Below are 13,334 nucleotides of genomic sequence, written 5' to 3'. Positions count from 1 at the left end.
TTCATTTTAATTTATAGGATGTTTTAATAGAAAACGTTTTTTGATTTCTAAACTGGTTACGGTAAGTATACCTAAGGTATATGCCAATAAATCTTGTATGCTAAAATAGTTTCCGAAGACTAAGTTTGCCCATTTAGAATGTTCTAGTCCGAAATAACTAAGTATTTCTGTTAGCTGTAAAAATTCGATTGCATATGCTATTAATAATGTGACAAGACCAATGGCAATATCATTTGCCTTTACGAAAGATTTGAAAAAGAAAAACATGAGAATGACGACCAAGTAGTCACCGAAAGTGTGTCGAATGAATCCGGATTTTAAGAATATGGCAATCAAGATTTCGATCGCTAGCAGTACAAGAAAGTATATAAAATAGATACGGTTGAATTTGAATTTCATGTGTTGAATAGTTAAGCGTTTAAAAAATAGAGGTATAGCATACTTATTGGGTAATTCATAATCAGTAATATGAGCGTCATAGTATGCTCTTGTATATCGCTAGAATACCGAAGTACATTGACCAAAATTATAATCAACGCTATACAGGTAATGACGATATAGCTGAGATATACAATAATACCTATAATGGTAGTGAACTCGGTTTCTGGTATTAAGGCAATACACAGTAGTAAAGTTGAGAGTAGAAAATACAATGAAACTACCCTCAAAATTCTACGGTTCCATTTATGTTTAAATAAAACCATCATTCGGTATCGTTTTTAGCTAGTTGGGCAAATGTATATTCTTGCCAAGTTTTTTCTGATTGTAAGGTGATGTATTCGTCATACTTTTCTTGAATACTAATTTTGAGATCATAATTCACTTCTTTCTCATTTGCATAGTTATATAATTGAATACTGTTTGTTTCTCCTAAATTGATGAGGTAATGAATATCAGGGTTTTCAAGTGTGCTTAAATTGAAATGGGTAATAGTTCTATCCCAAGGAATGGCAGCACTGATTACCAAAAAGGCAAACACCGTAGTAATATTGGTACGTACTAAATAAATGAAACTTTTTACTTCTGCCACTTTAATATAGGCTGTAATTAATCCGGTAAGGGTAAGTAAAAGGTAAACGAAAACCCCAATACGCTTATAGGTAAGACCCAAGGCTTCAACATAGGTGAAGTTCTTAAATGTTGTAAAGATGATGAGTATAATATTTAAAGAAATCCATACATAAGTGAGTGTTTTTAGTTGCTGATTTTCCTTGTAAAAATTAAGATTCCCTCTAAAGAAATAAAGAATTAATATAATGGCTAAGACGATAGAAAACATCAAGGCATATACCCCTTGGTGAACAGATGCCGAGTATTCTGCATTTGAGATATCAGTTTTTTGGAATAGGTAAATACCGTCTGTCACTAAAAAGAATACCAGTAAAAAATTAAGGGCGATAAAAATGATGGAGCCTAAAGTGTGTTCACTTTCTAATTGCTTTTTTTGCCCGATAATTTCTATTTCAGTCGGAGTCTTCAATTCGTTTTTCTGAGATGCATCGACGGCTATTAATTCTTGTGCATCTAACGGACGTAAAATGTTTAGAAATATAACATAACCTAGAAATGTAAAGAATACCCAAGGGATACTTATAAAGTCAAAAGAGATTTGATCTACCAGATTTTCAAAAACCGGATTCGCATTCTTATAAAGCATCGCAAATAAGATCAGTAGAACACCAGCGAAGAAGCCACCTTTTAAACGGTTCAACAGTTTTGGTGAAGTCTCTTTTTTTACATCTTTTTCTTCTACTGAATTTTGTCTTTGAATGAAATTTGCGATAGACGCAACCAATAAATTAGTAAAGCCAAGTAGCCAAGAAAGGTATAAAGAGGTTTTGCTCGAAATGGACTTGCCTACAAATACCATTAATGACATGAAGTGAACAAATATGGTAAACCCCGTTGGGTTAATGAGTATAAAGACTGAGGTAATAATATAGGTTAGTGCATAGCCCCAAGACATGGTTCTAGTTTCTTTTAAGGTAGAAACAAGCACTACGACTAAAATTGATATTAAGAATAGATTTAGACCGAAGCTTTTGCTGTAGAATAGTAAACTGAAGGCTAAGGCAGATAAGAGTGATTTTATATGGACATTCATAATGCGATGTGTTTAAAAGGTTAATAGTGATTTAATTTTTATGATTATTAATAAGAAGTAGTAACCAAGAATGAGGTGCACTGTCTTACGGGATTTTGAAATTTGAGATGGTCCTAGTATCATGATTTTATGGAATTAAAAATGTGGACTTTATTCGTTGGATGGGTTGATGCAACAGTTTCTGAAAATCTAATTGATGAAAGGGTAGTGCAGATTTTCCGCAGTTATATTTTGATTTAAAGAACCTCCAATACTCCGGATACAGTATAGAGCCTATTAATATGACGGTAAATAAGTAAAGACTTCTTTTTCCATTTCCCAATAAATAGAATTGCATACTTATTTCATCGGGTACCGTAATTCCTGTTCCGGTGAGTACATGAAATACATCATGACTCTCTAGTTTTTCTTGCAACTGAAAGCTGTTGGCAATAAGAAATTTACCCATGTGATAACCTAAAGATTCGTTTGGGTACTCTTTTAACTCTTTTGCATTGTATTTCCACGCTTCATTTTTCTTGAAGTATTGATAGGGTGCTACACTCCAATCATATAATTTTTCTAAAATTGCTGCCTTCATTATTTTTTATTTTAAAAGTACTTTGAATTTCAAAGTAAAATGGTAAAAAAATATACTAATTACCTATTAGTTTTTCTAAAGCATTAATATGCTTCTTAAACGCTGCTTTACCAAGTGGGGTGGCAGAGTAACGTGTGTTTGGTTTTCTGCCTATAAATTGCTTTTCCACTTTTATGTATTCTTCCTTTTCAAGTGCTTTAGTGTGGCTGGCTAAATTACCATCTGTTGCACCCAGCAACTCCTTCAACATTTTAAAGTCGGCATAATCGTTCACCATTAGAATAGACATAATGCCCAAACGTATTCGGTGGTCAAAAGCTTTGTTTATGTTATCAATTAAACTCATCTATCTATAGCTGGGCTGATCTTAATTTCTATCGTACTTATAATACATTAATGCACCATATAGAATGTGGCAAACGCCAAACCCTAAAGCCCAAAAATACAATCCATATCCTATAAATTGCGTACTAACTAGTCCGATTCCTATAAAAGCTAAACCCATATAGCGAACATCGCCCATGGTGTACTTGCTAGCATTTACACAAGCTAGCCCATAAAAAATGAGGGTAGCAGGTGCCACAAGACCAGCGATGCCTTGCTGCATCAATACCAAGCAAAAGAGCCCGCCAACTACTAAAGGAATAGCGAAATTGAATACTAGTCGTTTGCTGGTACTGTCCCAAATTTTCTCTCCACTTTTTTTAGCCTTTTTCAAGGTCATGATGAAACCGGTAATTACTGCTGCCACTAAAACTGCAATAGCAATTAAAGTTAGATCGCTAACAGTATCTGAACCCCAAAGTGACGAAGACCTACCAGAAAAGTTTTCATAATTGGCAGCTGAGGTATCTTTTAGCTTAACATAAGCAAAGCCAGCTCCGATCAAAGCATAGATCCCGGCAAGTACTCCTGAGAGTCCGCTTAAGGAAATAAACCGTGAAGAACGATTCATTAAATTCTTGATTTCGGTAATATCGTTTAGATACTTATTCGTCTCCATATTAAAGTACTTTGAAATTCAAAGTTAAATTAAATAACTGAAACTTCAACAAAGCTGAATCAAAAAAATAAAAAAAAGATTATTGAATGCAAGCCTGAATTTCTATTGAAAGTGCTGGTATATCTAAAGAAATTAGATATTAGAACCTATTTGTAAATCCGTATTTTAAAATGGATTAGTCATGACCAAATGCAAAAAAAAGCGACCAATTTAATTCAAGAATTACGTAAAGGGTACTTTTAATTGATCAACGAAACCCCAATACCAAATGTAGTTTGGCGGTGGTTGTAATCAATGAGTGTTTCTCCGTAGCCATCAAACAATTGAAAATGACCATTGAAGTTTTCGAAAATAGGGAAAGACCAATTGAGTTGTAAGCTCCCACGACTTTTATCTCCCAAATTCAAAGAATGTCTGGCAATGGCTCTAAAACGTTGTCTACCCCAATCATAAGTGATATCAGCTTCACCACGCCCTATATAGTCCGATATATTTTCGTTATCATCAATTTTACTACCTATACGTATCCATGGTTTTAGCATTACCTGCCAGTTTCCTTTTTCAAATCCGGCATGAAAAGCTATACGGTTCCAACTTCTAGAAATGGGGTCTGACTGTCCGTTAGATTCATGAATTATAGCTGCTCCGATCATTTTAGTCTCAAAGCCCAAAATCGGAAAATTAACGGGAAAGTTTGCTATGATCTCTGGTTGATAATTCAATTCTCGAAATGGTCTTGAACGCTCCGTATTATAAATTTGCCAATAGGCGGTTTGTGAATAGCCCATCCAAAGGTCCATTTTGCCATCGAACATGCCATGAAAAATCTTGGTTTTTAGACTGATTTGAAATTTTGATTCCACAGCATTTAAACTGCTGGGTTCATCTAAAACTTTATCTGAATTTTCTGCTACCGGAAATTCATTGGGGTTGGTAGAAAATTTTGCGGCAGTTATGTATATGGGTTTATATGAGGTAAGAATGAAGGTACCACGTTGGTGCTCATCATCGAGCTCCCATAATTCGCTTAAGCTTTTACTATTGTTGAAATACCAATTGTGATCATGGTCTTCTTGAGCGAAAACTTTGAAATTTGACAATACTAAAATGAATGTGATTACAAAACCGATAGTTAATGAATGCCTGTCCATATACTTGAATTAATCAGCAAAAATAGACAATACCCTATAAATGTCTAAAATTATCTTCTTCCTCTCAAATATGGTTTTAGGACCCAAAAAGATATCCAGATGAAAGCTCCAAAGCCAATAATCCATAACCAAGCGTTCCAAAGTAAGAGCGATTTAAATATGCATTGCATAAGTAGCTGAGGTCGGGCAACAATATCCCAGGAGTTAAAACGTAGAAAACGACCAAGGAATATTCCAAAGCCACATAATAAGGAAACACCGAATAGCATCATATTGGCTAGAAAAGGGTGGTTGTGCTTTCGTAAATATGAAAACACGTCCATCATAGATAAAACGCCTAACAATAAACCGCTAAGAGCAAAAATGAACAGCATGAGCATATCTAACCAAATGGTAGCTGCCGAGTTGTCTAAGTGAATGAGGTCTGTGATGATATACGGACTATTTGGTAAGAACAATACCCAAAGAAAGAATAGGGAATATCGCAATATTTTAGATTGTCCCAAACGCACATTTGCCATTAACTGCCTAGATACAAAAAGTGGAATTGCTGCCAAGAACAAATTCCAGAACATGAACAGGAAATCTGTTGTACCAGAAATGTAAATTCTATAGGCTAATAATACTGCAGCTAAGGTTGTGAGTTGAATAATTCTATTTTGAAATATAGAACTTCGTGTTGCAATTAGATTCATGATAATGAGCGATTTGGGGTCTAGTAAATAACGATAATGAATTTAAATTATTGTAAGAAAATTCTTTAATTTGTATTATCTAAAACCTTTCGGGAATGGGGTGATAATGAAGCTATAATTTGTATTTTAGGCTTATGAAACCAGCAGAAGACTATATTTTCAATCAGCCAGAACCGTACAGAGGTATTTTAATGCATTTGCAGATGATGATTGAAACCACTTTGCCTGAAGTTGAACTGAAATTTAAATGGAATATTCCCTGTTTTTATATCGGTAAATCGCCCATTTGTTATTTGAATGCATCGCACAAAAAGAAGTTTGTAGATATTGCTTTTTGGAACTCAGCACACCTTACAAAACATTTGAACGTACTAATTTCTGAAAATAGAAAAGTAGTATGTTCATTGCGTTATACTACGCTCGAAGATATCGATAACGATATTCTAGTAGATGTTTTACAAGATGCTTATGCTGTTCGTAAAAAAGGCTTTTATAAGCAGAAGGATATTTCGTAGCTAAACAAATAGCAGCTATATTTTATGGATTAGGTAGACTCTTTTCTGAGCAAAGGTCAAATTTATATTTTCCATCTAAAAATTTTATAACACAGTTTTTGTTTTCTATGAATGTTTTGTTAGTGATCAAATTTTTAGTTTCCGATTTCCAAACAGTGTCAATCCTTTTATTTAAAATTCCACCTAATCTTCTTTTATCTAAATTATACTTTGGTTCTTGAGCTGATCCAGCCCAACACTCGGCGTAACCATAAGAAATTTTGTACTCTCCTATTTCCCAGGTTGTTGAAATTTTATCATCGCATTTGAAATAAGAAAAAAATATCAGATTAAATCCAATGACTGTCGTTACAGCTAATAGTCCAACAATTACTAGAATTTTTTGCCAATTCTTTTCCGGTAATGTTCCTATTAATAGAATAAGAATTAGAGCCAAAAAGCCATTAAACCACGGAATAAGATTTTGATTAGTTAAGTTCCAATCCGACATATATATTCCAAGCGCAACTATTATTACGATTAATAATATAATTAAGATTATGGTTTTTAATTGTTTCAAAGAAAATGACTACTACCTAAAACTCATTAACAACAGCTCTCAACGCCACTAAATCTGTCAATAGCTTTTTCATCAATCCTAAATCTAACATGTTGGCTCCGTCACTTTTTGCATTAGCGCAATCGAAATGTGTTTCTATGAAGAGTCCGTCTACGCCTGCAGCAACACCTGCACGTGCCATAGTACCAATTAAAGCTGGTCTACCGCCTGTTACACCAGATGTTTGATTCGGTTGTTGTAATGAATGCGTAACATCTAATACCACTGGTGCAAATTGCTTCATGGTCGGTACACCTCTAAAATCTACGATCATATCTTGGTAACCGAACATGGTGCCACGGTCGGTAATTATAGCTTGTTGGTTTCCGGTTTCGGTAACTTTATTAACCGCATGTTTCATACTTTCAGGACTCATAAATTGCCCCTTCTTAATATTGACCGTTTTCCCTGTTTCTGCAGCGGCGACAACTAAATCTGTCTGTCGTGCTAAAAATGCAGGTATTTGAAGAACATCCACATACTCGGCAGCCATAACAGCATCTTGTTCTGTATGTATATCGGTTACCGTTGGTACTTTAAATGTTTCGGAAACTTTACGTAAAATTTTTAATGCCTTTTCATCTCCAATACCCGTAAATGAATCTAAACGACTACGATTTGCTTTTTTAAAACTTCCTTTAAAAACGTAAGGTATTTTAAGCTCGTCGGTAATAGTAATGATATGCTCTGCAATGCGCATCGCCATATCTTCCCCTTCAATGGCACAGGGTCCAGAAAGAAGAAAAAAGTTATTACTGTCGGTATGTTTTATTTGAGGTATAAGAGATAGGTTCATTCGTCGAATATTTTTAATCAAAGATACTATTTTAAGAAGCTTACTGTTCTATTAAGATAAGATTGTCGAAACCCCAAATCGAAATGAAAATCAAACATTTTTTAATTACACTATTGCTGGTAGTTATTGCCGGTAATGCCCATGCTCAATTTGGTAAAAATTGCGAGCTGAGGCAGGTGAAGATCAATCTACTTAATCCGGGTCTTGAGTATGAAATGGCTTTGGGCACAAACACCACTTTAGATATTAAAGCGGGAATTCAAGTGGCTTTGGATCCTCTCTTGCCAGATGTGTATAGTGAATTCGGGGTTTTTCCTGCAATAGCTGGTCAATATCGTTACTACTATAATTTTGAAAAACGTCAGCGTAAAAGAAAACAGATTTATGGTAATTCTGCAAATTATGTAGCGCCTGCTGTAGCGGTCTTCTTTCCAGGTTCACGAACTATTGCCAATGAAAATGTAGAAGGTGCTTTCGGTTATGCCGGTTTAGTGACAGGTATACAGCGCAGTTTTGATTCGGGATTCAACTTTTCGGTAGATGTTGGTGCGGCATATTATGACGGACAGTTTGAAGGCGGAATTTATCCGGTGGCTAACTTGAGCATCGGTTTTATTATTAGTGAAAAACGATGGTGCGTTGGGCGTTAATTTCGTAAGTATTTTCTTAATATTTCTATAAATCAGGTGGTTAACTTTTTATAAACATGTAGTTTTAGTTGCAACATCAATCTAACTACATGAAAAAAATTACTTTAATTCTTCTATTCTTAGCCATCACAACGGCACATTCTCAGATTAGAGATTTCTCCGAAAAAGGCAACGGACTCGTTAATCTAGAGCGACATCAATTTACTATAAACTTATTAGGACCGGGAATTAGATATGAGCTGGGTCTTTTTAAAAATGTAAGTGCGTCTACCAGTTTTACACCGGCTTTTGCTCGTTACCAAGAGGGCTATGCTTTAGGTTTTGCTTGGCATACCAGAATTCGGTATTACCATAATTTTCAAGAACGCTTAGATGTAAATAAGAATATAATAGGTAATTCAGCAAATTACATTGGTCCTGCGCGAAGTATATTCTGGGAGCCGGTTCAGTTTACCGATAATATATCTGACGGAAATAGTGATTATGCCTTTGCTTTCTATGGCGGAGTATACGGTATACAGCGTACCAATAGAAAAGGTTTCAATGTAAATGCAGAAGTAGGTTATGGCTATTTTGATTCAAAAACTTTAGATAGTGGTCATGGCTTTTTGCTTCATGTTACCTTTGGGTGGGTAGCCACAAAAAGAAAATCTACCAAACCCACTTTTGATTAATGTGGTCTGATATTTGATATACATCCCCAATAAAATCAAACCAAATTATATCATGAAAAAAATCACCTTTCTATCCGTTATTCTTTTGTCCGCTTTTTATGTGAATGCACAGTCTGGTCAATTTGTAGAAGACGGACTCTTTAAAGTTAATGCGTTGTTACCTGGTGTTTCATATGAAATAGGAGTAGGGGAAAGAACAACGATAAATGCAGAAGCTATTATAGGTTTTGCCCTTCGTGGGGCTTCTAATGTAGAAACAGAGTTCGGACTATACCCTGGTTTTGCGGCTGACTTTAGATATTATAATAACTTCGACAGAAGATTAAAAAAAGGTAAAAACATATCTGGTAACACCGGTAATTACTTCAGTTTTTTAAATCAGTTTCAATTCGGCACACCTATTATTGGTGATTTAGAATACGCATCAGACTACTATTATAACGCTGCGTTAGTCTATGGTTTACAGCGTACTTACAAGAAAGGATTCTACTTTAGCCTGGCTTTCGGACCAGGTGTTTTTGTGAATGAATTTAATACAGATGCTGGTGTTTTAATTGATGCTAGACTTGGTTGGGTTATTGGTGGTAGAAAAAAGTAGGATTCGTATTGTGGAACTCTCTCAAAATCAATAAGATAAAAATAACATAAGTTTAAGTGTGGCTATTGTTATTTAAAGTATCTTTGCACGCTTAAATAAGACCTTTTATGTCCACTACTACAAAAAATATTGCGATCATTGCGCACGTTGACCACGGTAAAACAACCTTGGTAGACAAAATAATGTACCACTGTAGCTTGTTTCGCGAAAACGAGAATACAGGTGATTTAATTTTGGATAATAACGATTTGGAAAGAGAACGTGGTATTACCATTACTTCCAAAAACGTTTCCGTTATATATAAGGATACTAAAATAAATATTATCGATACTCCTGGTCACGCCGATTTCGGTGGTGAAGTTGAGCGTGTATTGAATATGGCAGATGGTGTTTTGTTATTGGTAGATGCCTTTGAAGGTCCTATGCCACAAACACGTTTTGTTCTTCAAAAAGCGATCGACCTTGGTTTAAAGCCTTGTTTGGTAATCAATAAAGTTGATAAAGAAAACTGTACTCCAGACGAAGTACATGAAAAAGTTTTCGATTTGATGTTCGAACTAGGTGCTGAAGAGTGGCAGTTAGACTTTCCTACAGTATACGGTTCTGCAAAGAACAACTGGATGAGCGAAGATTGGAAAAATGAAACTACCAACATAGAGCCATTATTAGATATGGTTATTGAGCATATTCCTCTTTTTGAACCAAAAGAAGGTAACACTCAAATGTTGATTACTTCTTTAGATTTCTCTTCATTTACAGGTAGAATTGCTATCGGTAGATTACAAAGAGGAACATTAAAAGAAGGACAACAAATATCTTTGGTTAAAAGAGACGGTTCTATCGTAAAATCTAAAATCAAAGAACTTTATGTATTTGAAGGTCTTGGTCGTAAAAAAGTAGAAGAAGTTCAAACTGGTGACATTTGTGCACTAGTTGGTGTTGAAGGTTTTGAAATTGGTGATACTGTTGCTGATATCGAAAACCCTGAAGCATTAAAAACTATCGCAATCGATGAGCCAACAATGAGTATGTTGTTCACTATTAACGATAGCCCTTTCTTTGGTCAAGATGGTAAATTTGTTACTTCTAGACATATTAAAGATCGTTTAGCAAAAGAATTAGAGAAAAACTTGGCGTTACGTGTAAACGAAACTGATAGTGCAGATAAGTTTCTAGTTTTCGGTCGTGGTGTATTACACCTTTCAGTTTTAATTGAAACTATGCGTCGCGAAGGTTATGAATTACAAATTGGACAACCACAAGTAATTATAAAAGAGATTGACGGTGTTAAATGTGAGCCTATCGAGCATTTGACTATCGATTTACCTGAAGAAGTTTCTGGTAGAGCTGTTGAAATGGTATCTATCCGTAAAGGTGAGATGACTAGTATGGAGGCTAAAGGTGACCGTATGTTATGTGAATTTCAAATTCCATCACGTGGTATCATCGGTCTTCGTAACCAATTGTTAACGGCTACTGCTGGTGAGGCTATTATGGCACACCGTTTCTTAGAGTATCAACCAATGAAAGGTGATATTCCACAAAGACAAAATGGTTCTTTAGTTTCTATGGAAAGAGGAAAAGCAATTCCTTATTCTATCGATAAATTACAAGATCGTGGTAAGTTTTTTGTTGATCCGGGTGAAGATATTTACGAAGGTCAAGTTATCGGTGAAAACTCTCGTGGAGATGATATGACGGTTAACATTACAAAAACTAAAAAATTATCTAACGTTCGTTCTTCTGGTGCAGATGATAAAGCTAAAATTGTTCCGGCAATTAAGTTTTCTCTTGAAGAAGCATTAGAATACATCCAAAAAGATGAGTATGTTGAGGTTACGCCTAAGCATTTACGTTTACGTAAAATCTATTTGACAGAAAATGAGCGTAAGAGAAATAAAATAGCATAAGTATTAAAGCTCCTTAAAAAAGGAGCTTTTTTTTGCTTTTAAATATAGAAACCACCTATTCAGGTGGTTTTTTTGTTTTTAGAGTTTTTCGGGAGATTTAAATGTGAAATGTATTTTGATTTTACTTAGCTGATATAATGTTAATTAGTGTCGTTGCATTAAGAAAAATGCAAAAAATTAGGATAGATTTTCCTACTTTCTCAATAATGCGCCTATCCTGCATTTTTCTTCGTTTCTGCATTGAATTATAGCTAATTTAAAGTGGAATTTAATCACAACTCAAACGAACACTATTATGCAACTAAAAGGAAAAAATGTACTCATTACTGGGGGTACTCGGGGTATTGGTAAATGCATGGTCCAAAACCTAATTAAAAACGGGGTCACCAATATTGCTGTAATTGCACGCGACAAGAAAAATCTAAAAGAATTATCATTAGAATATCCAGAGGTAAGTTTTATCAGAATTGCCGGTGATATTGCAAATATTCAAGTTTTACGCGATGCTGCGGCACGTATTGAAGATAAATGGGGTCATTTAGATATATTGATAAACAATGCCGGTATCGTCGCTGCAGGTCCTTTAGAAGATATACAAGATGAAGATTTATATGATCAGGTTGCTGTAAACTTGACCGCGGTAATGTTATTGACAAAATACTGTATTCCACTTTTAAGGTTTTCTGAAGAGGCCTATATCTTAAATATTTCATCTGGATTGGGATTAATAGGAATGCCATTCTATGCAGTTTATGGTAGTACCAAAGCCGCTATACGTCAGTTTTCAGATTCTATGCGTAGAGAATTGGCGCCTTTTAAAGTGTCGGTAACCTGTGCTTTCCCCACCGCTACAGATACCGAGATGATGCAAAAATTTAAAGGTAGAAAGATGGATGCGCCAGAGTACGTTGCAGAGCGATCCTTAGAAGGATTATTTAATAAAGAGATTCAAGTTATTTTTGGAGGTGAAGAACGACTAAAAGAAAATACCTTAAATTTTGAGGCACCTGCGGAGTTAGATAAGGTGGTCGCAGAGAGTTACGAGGAACGAAAAATAGCCAGTTTAGATCATAAAGCCGTATAATCTTAACTGGGAAATCAACAAACGGCGAACAACTATGAAATTACTTTACAAACTATCACTATTATTAGTACTTGCAGTTATTGTATCCTGTAAAGAAACACCTAAAAAAACAACCGAAACCGCTAAAGAAGTGGTGGCTGAAACTAATGTAATTGCTTATCCAGATTCTTGGGTGTCTTCTAGAGTTGCAAAAACAAAAGAAAGACTAAATACTACAGAAGCAGGAAAAGTAATTTGGAATGCAATGGAAGCGCATGGCGGGTTGGATACTTGGTATGCAAACGGACCAATTACTTTTCGTTTTAATTATCAGCCTTTAGATGGTAAAACTGCTAGAGATAGTTATCAAACAGTAGATACGTGGAGCAACAGATCTGTGCATACAAGTGCTACCGATAGTGCTGCTAAATTTGGTTGGACAGGTGAACAAGCTTGGATGATGGCTAAAGACAGTACTGCTTTTGCTTATGATACTAAATTCTGGGCGCTAACACCATTATGGTTTGTTGGGCATCCGTTTGTATTGAGTGGTGAAGGGGTGAACCTAGAGTTGTTAGATCCTGAGAAATTTAAAGGTCAAGATTACAATGTTGTGAAAGTAACTTTTGATGCTGAAACTGGTGATGCACCAGATGATTACTATATTCTATATGTAAATAAGGAAACCAGTAAATTAGCGGTTATGAGATATATCGTTTCATACCCAGAGTACTTTAAAGATGGTGGTCACGCTCCAGAAAAATTCACGGAGTTTATTGGGGAGCAAACTGTCGATGGTATTACTATGCCAGGCGGATTTAAAACCTACTGGACGGTTAAAGACAATCAACCTGGTGACTATATCACTAAAATTGATTTTACAGATGTATCCTTCGAGAAAGAATTACCTAAAGACTTTTTTGATGCTCCAGAGGGCGCGAAAATTTTAGAGTAATATCTCTTAAGATTTAAGTTGTTGTTACAAAGCAAAAAAAAG

At 35.2% G+C, this 13,334-nt stretch carries 17 protein-coding genes; 7 read left to right on the top strand and 10 right to left on the bottom strand.

Annotated features, from left to right (window positions below):
- Positions 1-6: 6 nt before the first annotated feature.
- The 8 genes from ACJJVT_RS12245 to ACJJVT_RS12210 all read right to left on the bottom strand — a co-directional run bounded on the left by ACJJVT_RS12245 (position 7) and on the right by ACJJVT_RS12210 (position 5,533).
- Positions 7-399 (bottom strand): DUF2809 domain-containing protein, encoded by a 393-nt coding sequence (locus tag ACJJVT_RS12245; RefSeq protein WP_405399037.1) that lies wholly within the window; start codon positions 397-399, stop codon positions 7-9.
- Between the two features lie 11 nt (positions 400-410).
- A complete protein-coding gene (locus ACJJVT_RS12240) occupies positions 411-707 on the bottom strand; it encodes a hypothetical protein (RefSeq protein WP_405399035.1) in 297 nt (98 codons plus the stop codon).
- Complete coding sequence (locus ACJJVT_RS12235) at positions 704-2,104, bottom strand: DUF4173 domain-containing protein (RefSeq protein WP_405399034.1); 1,401 nt, start codon at positions 2,102-2,104, stop codon at positions 704-706. Before ACJJVT_RS12235 ends, ACJJVT_RS12240 begins: the two co-directional genes overlap by 4 nt.
- Positions 2,105-2,231: 127 nt before the next feature.
- Positions 2,232-2,684 carry a hypothetical protein gene (locus ACJJVT_RS12230; protein WP_405399033.1) on the bottom strand — a complete coding sequence of 151 codons (453 nt, stop codon included), beginning with the start codon at positions 2,682-2,684 and terminating at the stop codon, positions 2,232-2,234.
- A 55-nt stretch (positions 2,685-2,739) separates the two neighbouring features.
- Entirely contained in the window at positions 2,740-3,030 is a 291-nt protein-coding gene (locus ACJJVT_RS12225) for a winged helix-turn-helix domain-containing protein (RefSeq protein WP_405399032.1), read from the bottom strand.
- Positions 3,031-3,051: 21 nt separating this feature from the next.
- Positions 3,052-3,687: a hypothetical protein gene (locus ACJJVT_RS12220; protein ID WP_405399029.1), complete on the bottom strand. Its 636-nt coding sequence runs from the start codon at positions 3,685-3,687 to the stop codon at positions 3,052-3,054.
- Between the two features lie 239 nt (positions 3,688-3,926).
- Positions 3,927-4,838 carry a phospholipase A gene (locus tag ACJJVT_RS12215; RefSeq protein ID WP_405399028.1) on the bottom strand — a complete coding sequence of 304 codons (912 nt, stop codon included), beginning with the start codon at positions 4,836-4,838 and terminating at the stop codon, positions 3,927-3,929.
- A gap of 50 nt (positions 4,839-4,888) precedes the next feature.
- Positions 4,889-5,533: a DUF1361 domain-containing protein gene (locus tag ACJJVT_RS12210; protein WP_405399025.1), complete on the bottom strand. Its 645-nt coding sequence runs from the start codon at positions 5,531-5,533 to the stop codon at positions 4,889-4,891.
- Between the two features lie 134 nt (positions 5,534-5,667).
- On the opposite strand from ACJJVT_RS12210, the gene ACJJVT_RS12205 reads away from it, so the two are divergent.
- Entirely contained in the window at positions 5,668-6,048 is a 381-nt protein-coding gene (locus ACJJVT_RS12205; protein ID WP_405399023.1) for a DUF1801 domain-containing protein, read from the top strand.
- 22 nt (positions 6,049-6,070) lie between these two features.
- Here ACJJVT_RS12205 and ACJJVT_RS12200 read toward each other — a convergent pair whose 3' ends face one another.
- Together ACJJVT_RS12200 and kdsA are read right to left on the bottom strand one after the other, a co-directional pair.
- Positions 6,071-6,607 carry a hypothetical protein gene (locus ACJJVT_RS12200; protein WP_405399021.1) on the bottom strand — a complete coding sequence of 179 codons (537 nt, stop codon included), beginning with the start codon at positions 6,605-6,607 and terminating at the stop codon, positions 6,071-6,073.
- Between the two features lie 16 nt (positions 6,608-6,623).
- The gene (kdsA, locus tag ACJJVT_RS12195) at positions 6,624-7,442 is read right to left on the bottom strand and encodes a 3-deoxy-8-phosphooctulonate synthase (protein ID WP_282049342.1); all 819 of its coding nucleotides are present in this window, start codon (positions 7,440-7,442) and stop codon (positions 6,624-6,626) included.
- Between the two features lie 83 nt (positions 7,443-7,525).
- On the opposite strand from kdsA, the gene ACJJVT_RS12190 reads away from it, so the two are divergent.
- The 6 genes from ACJJVT_RS12190 (at position 7,526) to ACJJVT_RS12165 (ending at position 13,292) form a co-directional block, all read left to right on the top strand.
- Positions 7,526-8,092 carry a hypothetical protein gene (locus ACJJVT_RS12190; RefSeq protein ID WP_405399019.1) on the top strand — a complete coding sequence of 189 codons (567 nt, stop codon included), beginning with the start codon at positions 7,526-7,528 and terminating at the stop codon, positions 8,090-8,092.
- 89 nt (positions 8,093-8,181) lie between these two features.
- Complete coding sequence (locus ACJJVT_RS12185; protein WP_405399017.1) at positions 8,182-8,766, top strand: hypothetical protein; 585 nt, start codon at positions 8,182-8,184, stop codon at positions 8,764-8,766.
- Between the two features lie 52 nt (positions 8,767-8,818).
- A complete protein-coding gene (locus tag ACJJVT_RS12180; RefSeq protein ID WP_405399016.1) occupies positions 8,819-9,364 on the top strand; it encodes a hypothetical protein in 546 nt (181 codons plus the stop codon).
- A 107-nt stretch (positions 9,365-9,471) separates the two neighbouring features.
- Entirely contained in the window at positions 9,472-11,274 is a 1,803-nt protein-coding gene (gene typA, locus ACJJVT_RS12175) for a translational GTPase TypA (protein ID WP_405399014.1), read from the top strand.
- 295 nt (positions 11,275-11,569) lie between these two features.
- A complete protein-coding gene (locus ACJJVT_RS12170) occupies positions 11,570-12,358 on the top strand; it encodes an SDR family NAD(P)-dependent oxidoreductase (RefSeq protein WP_405399012.1) in 789 nt (262 codons plus the stop codon).
- 34 nt (positions 12,359-12,392) lie between these two features.
- Complete coding sequence (locus ACJJVT_RS12165; protein ID WP_405399011.1) at positions 12,393-13,292, top strand: hypothetical protein; 900 nt, start codon at positions 12,393-12,395, stop codon at positions 13,290-13,292.
- Positions 13,293-13,334: the final 42 nt, after the last annotated feature.

The sequence above is a fragment of the Maribacter sp. Asnod2-G09 genome, assembly GCF_045063795.1.
In the GTDB taxonomy this organism is placed as follows: domain Bacteria; phylum Bacteroidota; class Bacteroidia; order Flavobacteriales; family Flavobacteriaceae; genus Maribacter.
The sequence above is the reverse complement of the archived record's forward strand: the minus strand, read 5'-3'. Positions and strand labels throughout refer to the sequence as shown.

What these genes read in the sequence shown, in the direction of transcription:
- ACJJVT_RS12235 (WP_405399034.1), bottom strand. Translation starts at nt 2,104, where the DNA reads ATGAATGTCCATATAAAATCACTCTTATCTGCCTTAGCCTTCAGTTTA.
- ACJJVT_RS12215 (WP_405399028.1), bottom strand. Translation starts at nt 4,838, where the DNA reads ATGGACAGGCATTCATTAACTATCGGTTTTGTAATCACATTCATTTTA.
- ACJJVT_RS12230 (WP_405399033.1), bottom strand. Translation starts at nt 2,684, where the DNA reads ATGAAGGCAGCAATTTTAGAAAAATTATATGATTGGAGTGTAGCACCC.
- ACJJVT_RS12210 (WP_405399025.1), bottom strand. Translation starts at nt 5,533, where the DNA reads ATGAATCTAATTGCAACACGAAGTTCTATATTTCAAAATAGAATTATT.
- ACJJVT_RS12245 (WP_405399037.1), bottom strand. Translation starts at nt 399, where the DNA reads ATGAAATTCAAATTCAACCGTATCTATTTTATATACTTTCTTGTACTG.
- typA (WP_405399014.1), top strand. Translation starts at nt 9,472, where the DNA reads ATGTCCACTACTACAAAAAATATTGCGATCATTGCGCACGTTGACCAC.
- ACJJVT_RS12225 (WP_405399032.1), bottom strand. Translation starts at nt 3,030, where the DNA reads ATGAGTTTAATTGATAACATAAACAAAGCTTTTGACCACCGAATACGT.
- ACJJVT_RS12180 (WP_405399016.1), top strand. Translation starts at nt 8,819, where the DNA reads ATGAAAAAAATCACCTTTCTATCCGTTATTCTTTTGTCCGCTTTTTAT.
- ACJJVT_RS12185 (WP_405399017.1), top strand. Translation starts at nt 8,182, where the DNA reads ATGAAAAAAATTACTTTAATTCTTCTATTCTTAGCCATCACAACGGCA.
- ACJJVT_RS12240 (WP_405399035.1), bottom strand. Translation starts at nt 707, where the DNA reads ATGATGGTTTTATTTAAACATAAATGGAACCGTAGAATTTTGAGGGTA.
- ACJJVT_RS12220 (WP_405399029.1), bottom strand. Translation starts at nt 3,687, where the DNA reads ATGGAGACGAATAAGTATCTAAACGATATTACCGAAATCAAGAATTTA.
- ACJJVT_RS12170 (WP_405399012.1), top strand. Translation starts at nt 11,570, where the DNA reads ATGCAACTAAAAGGAAAAAATGTACTCATTACTGGGGGTACTCGGGGT.
- kdsA (WP_282049342.1), bottom strand. Translation starts at nt 7,442, where the DNA reads ATGAACCTATCTCTTATACCTCAAATAAAACATACCGACAGTAATAAC.
- ACJJVT_RS12165 (WP_405399011.1), top strand. Translation starts at nt 12,393, where the DNA reads ATGAAATTACTTTACAAACTATCACTATTATTAGTACTTGCAGTTATT.
- ACJJVT_RS12190 (WP_405399019.1), top strand. Translation starts at nt 7,526, where the DNA reads ATGAAAATCAAACATTTTTTAATTACACTATTGCTGGTAGTTATTGCC.
- ACJJVT_RS12205 (WP_405399023.1), top strand. Translation starts at nt 5,668, where the DNA reads ATGAAACCAGCAGAAGACTATATTTTCAATCAGCCAGAACCGTACAGA.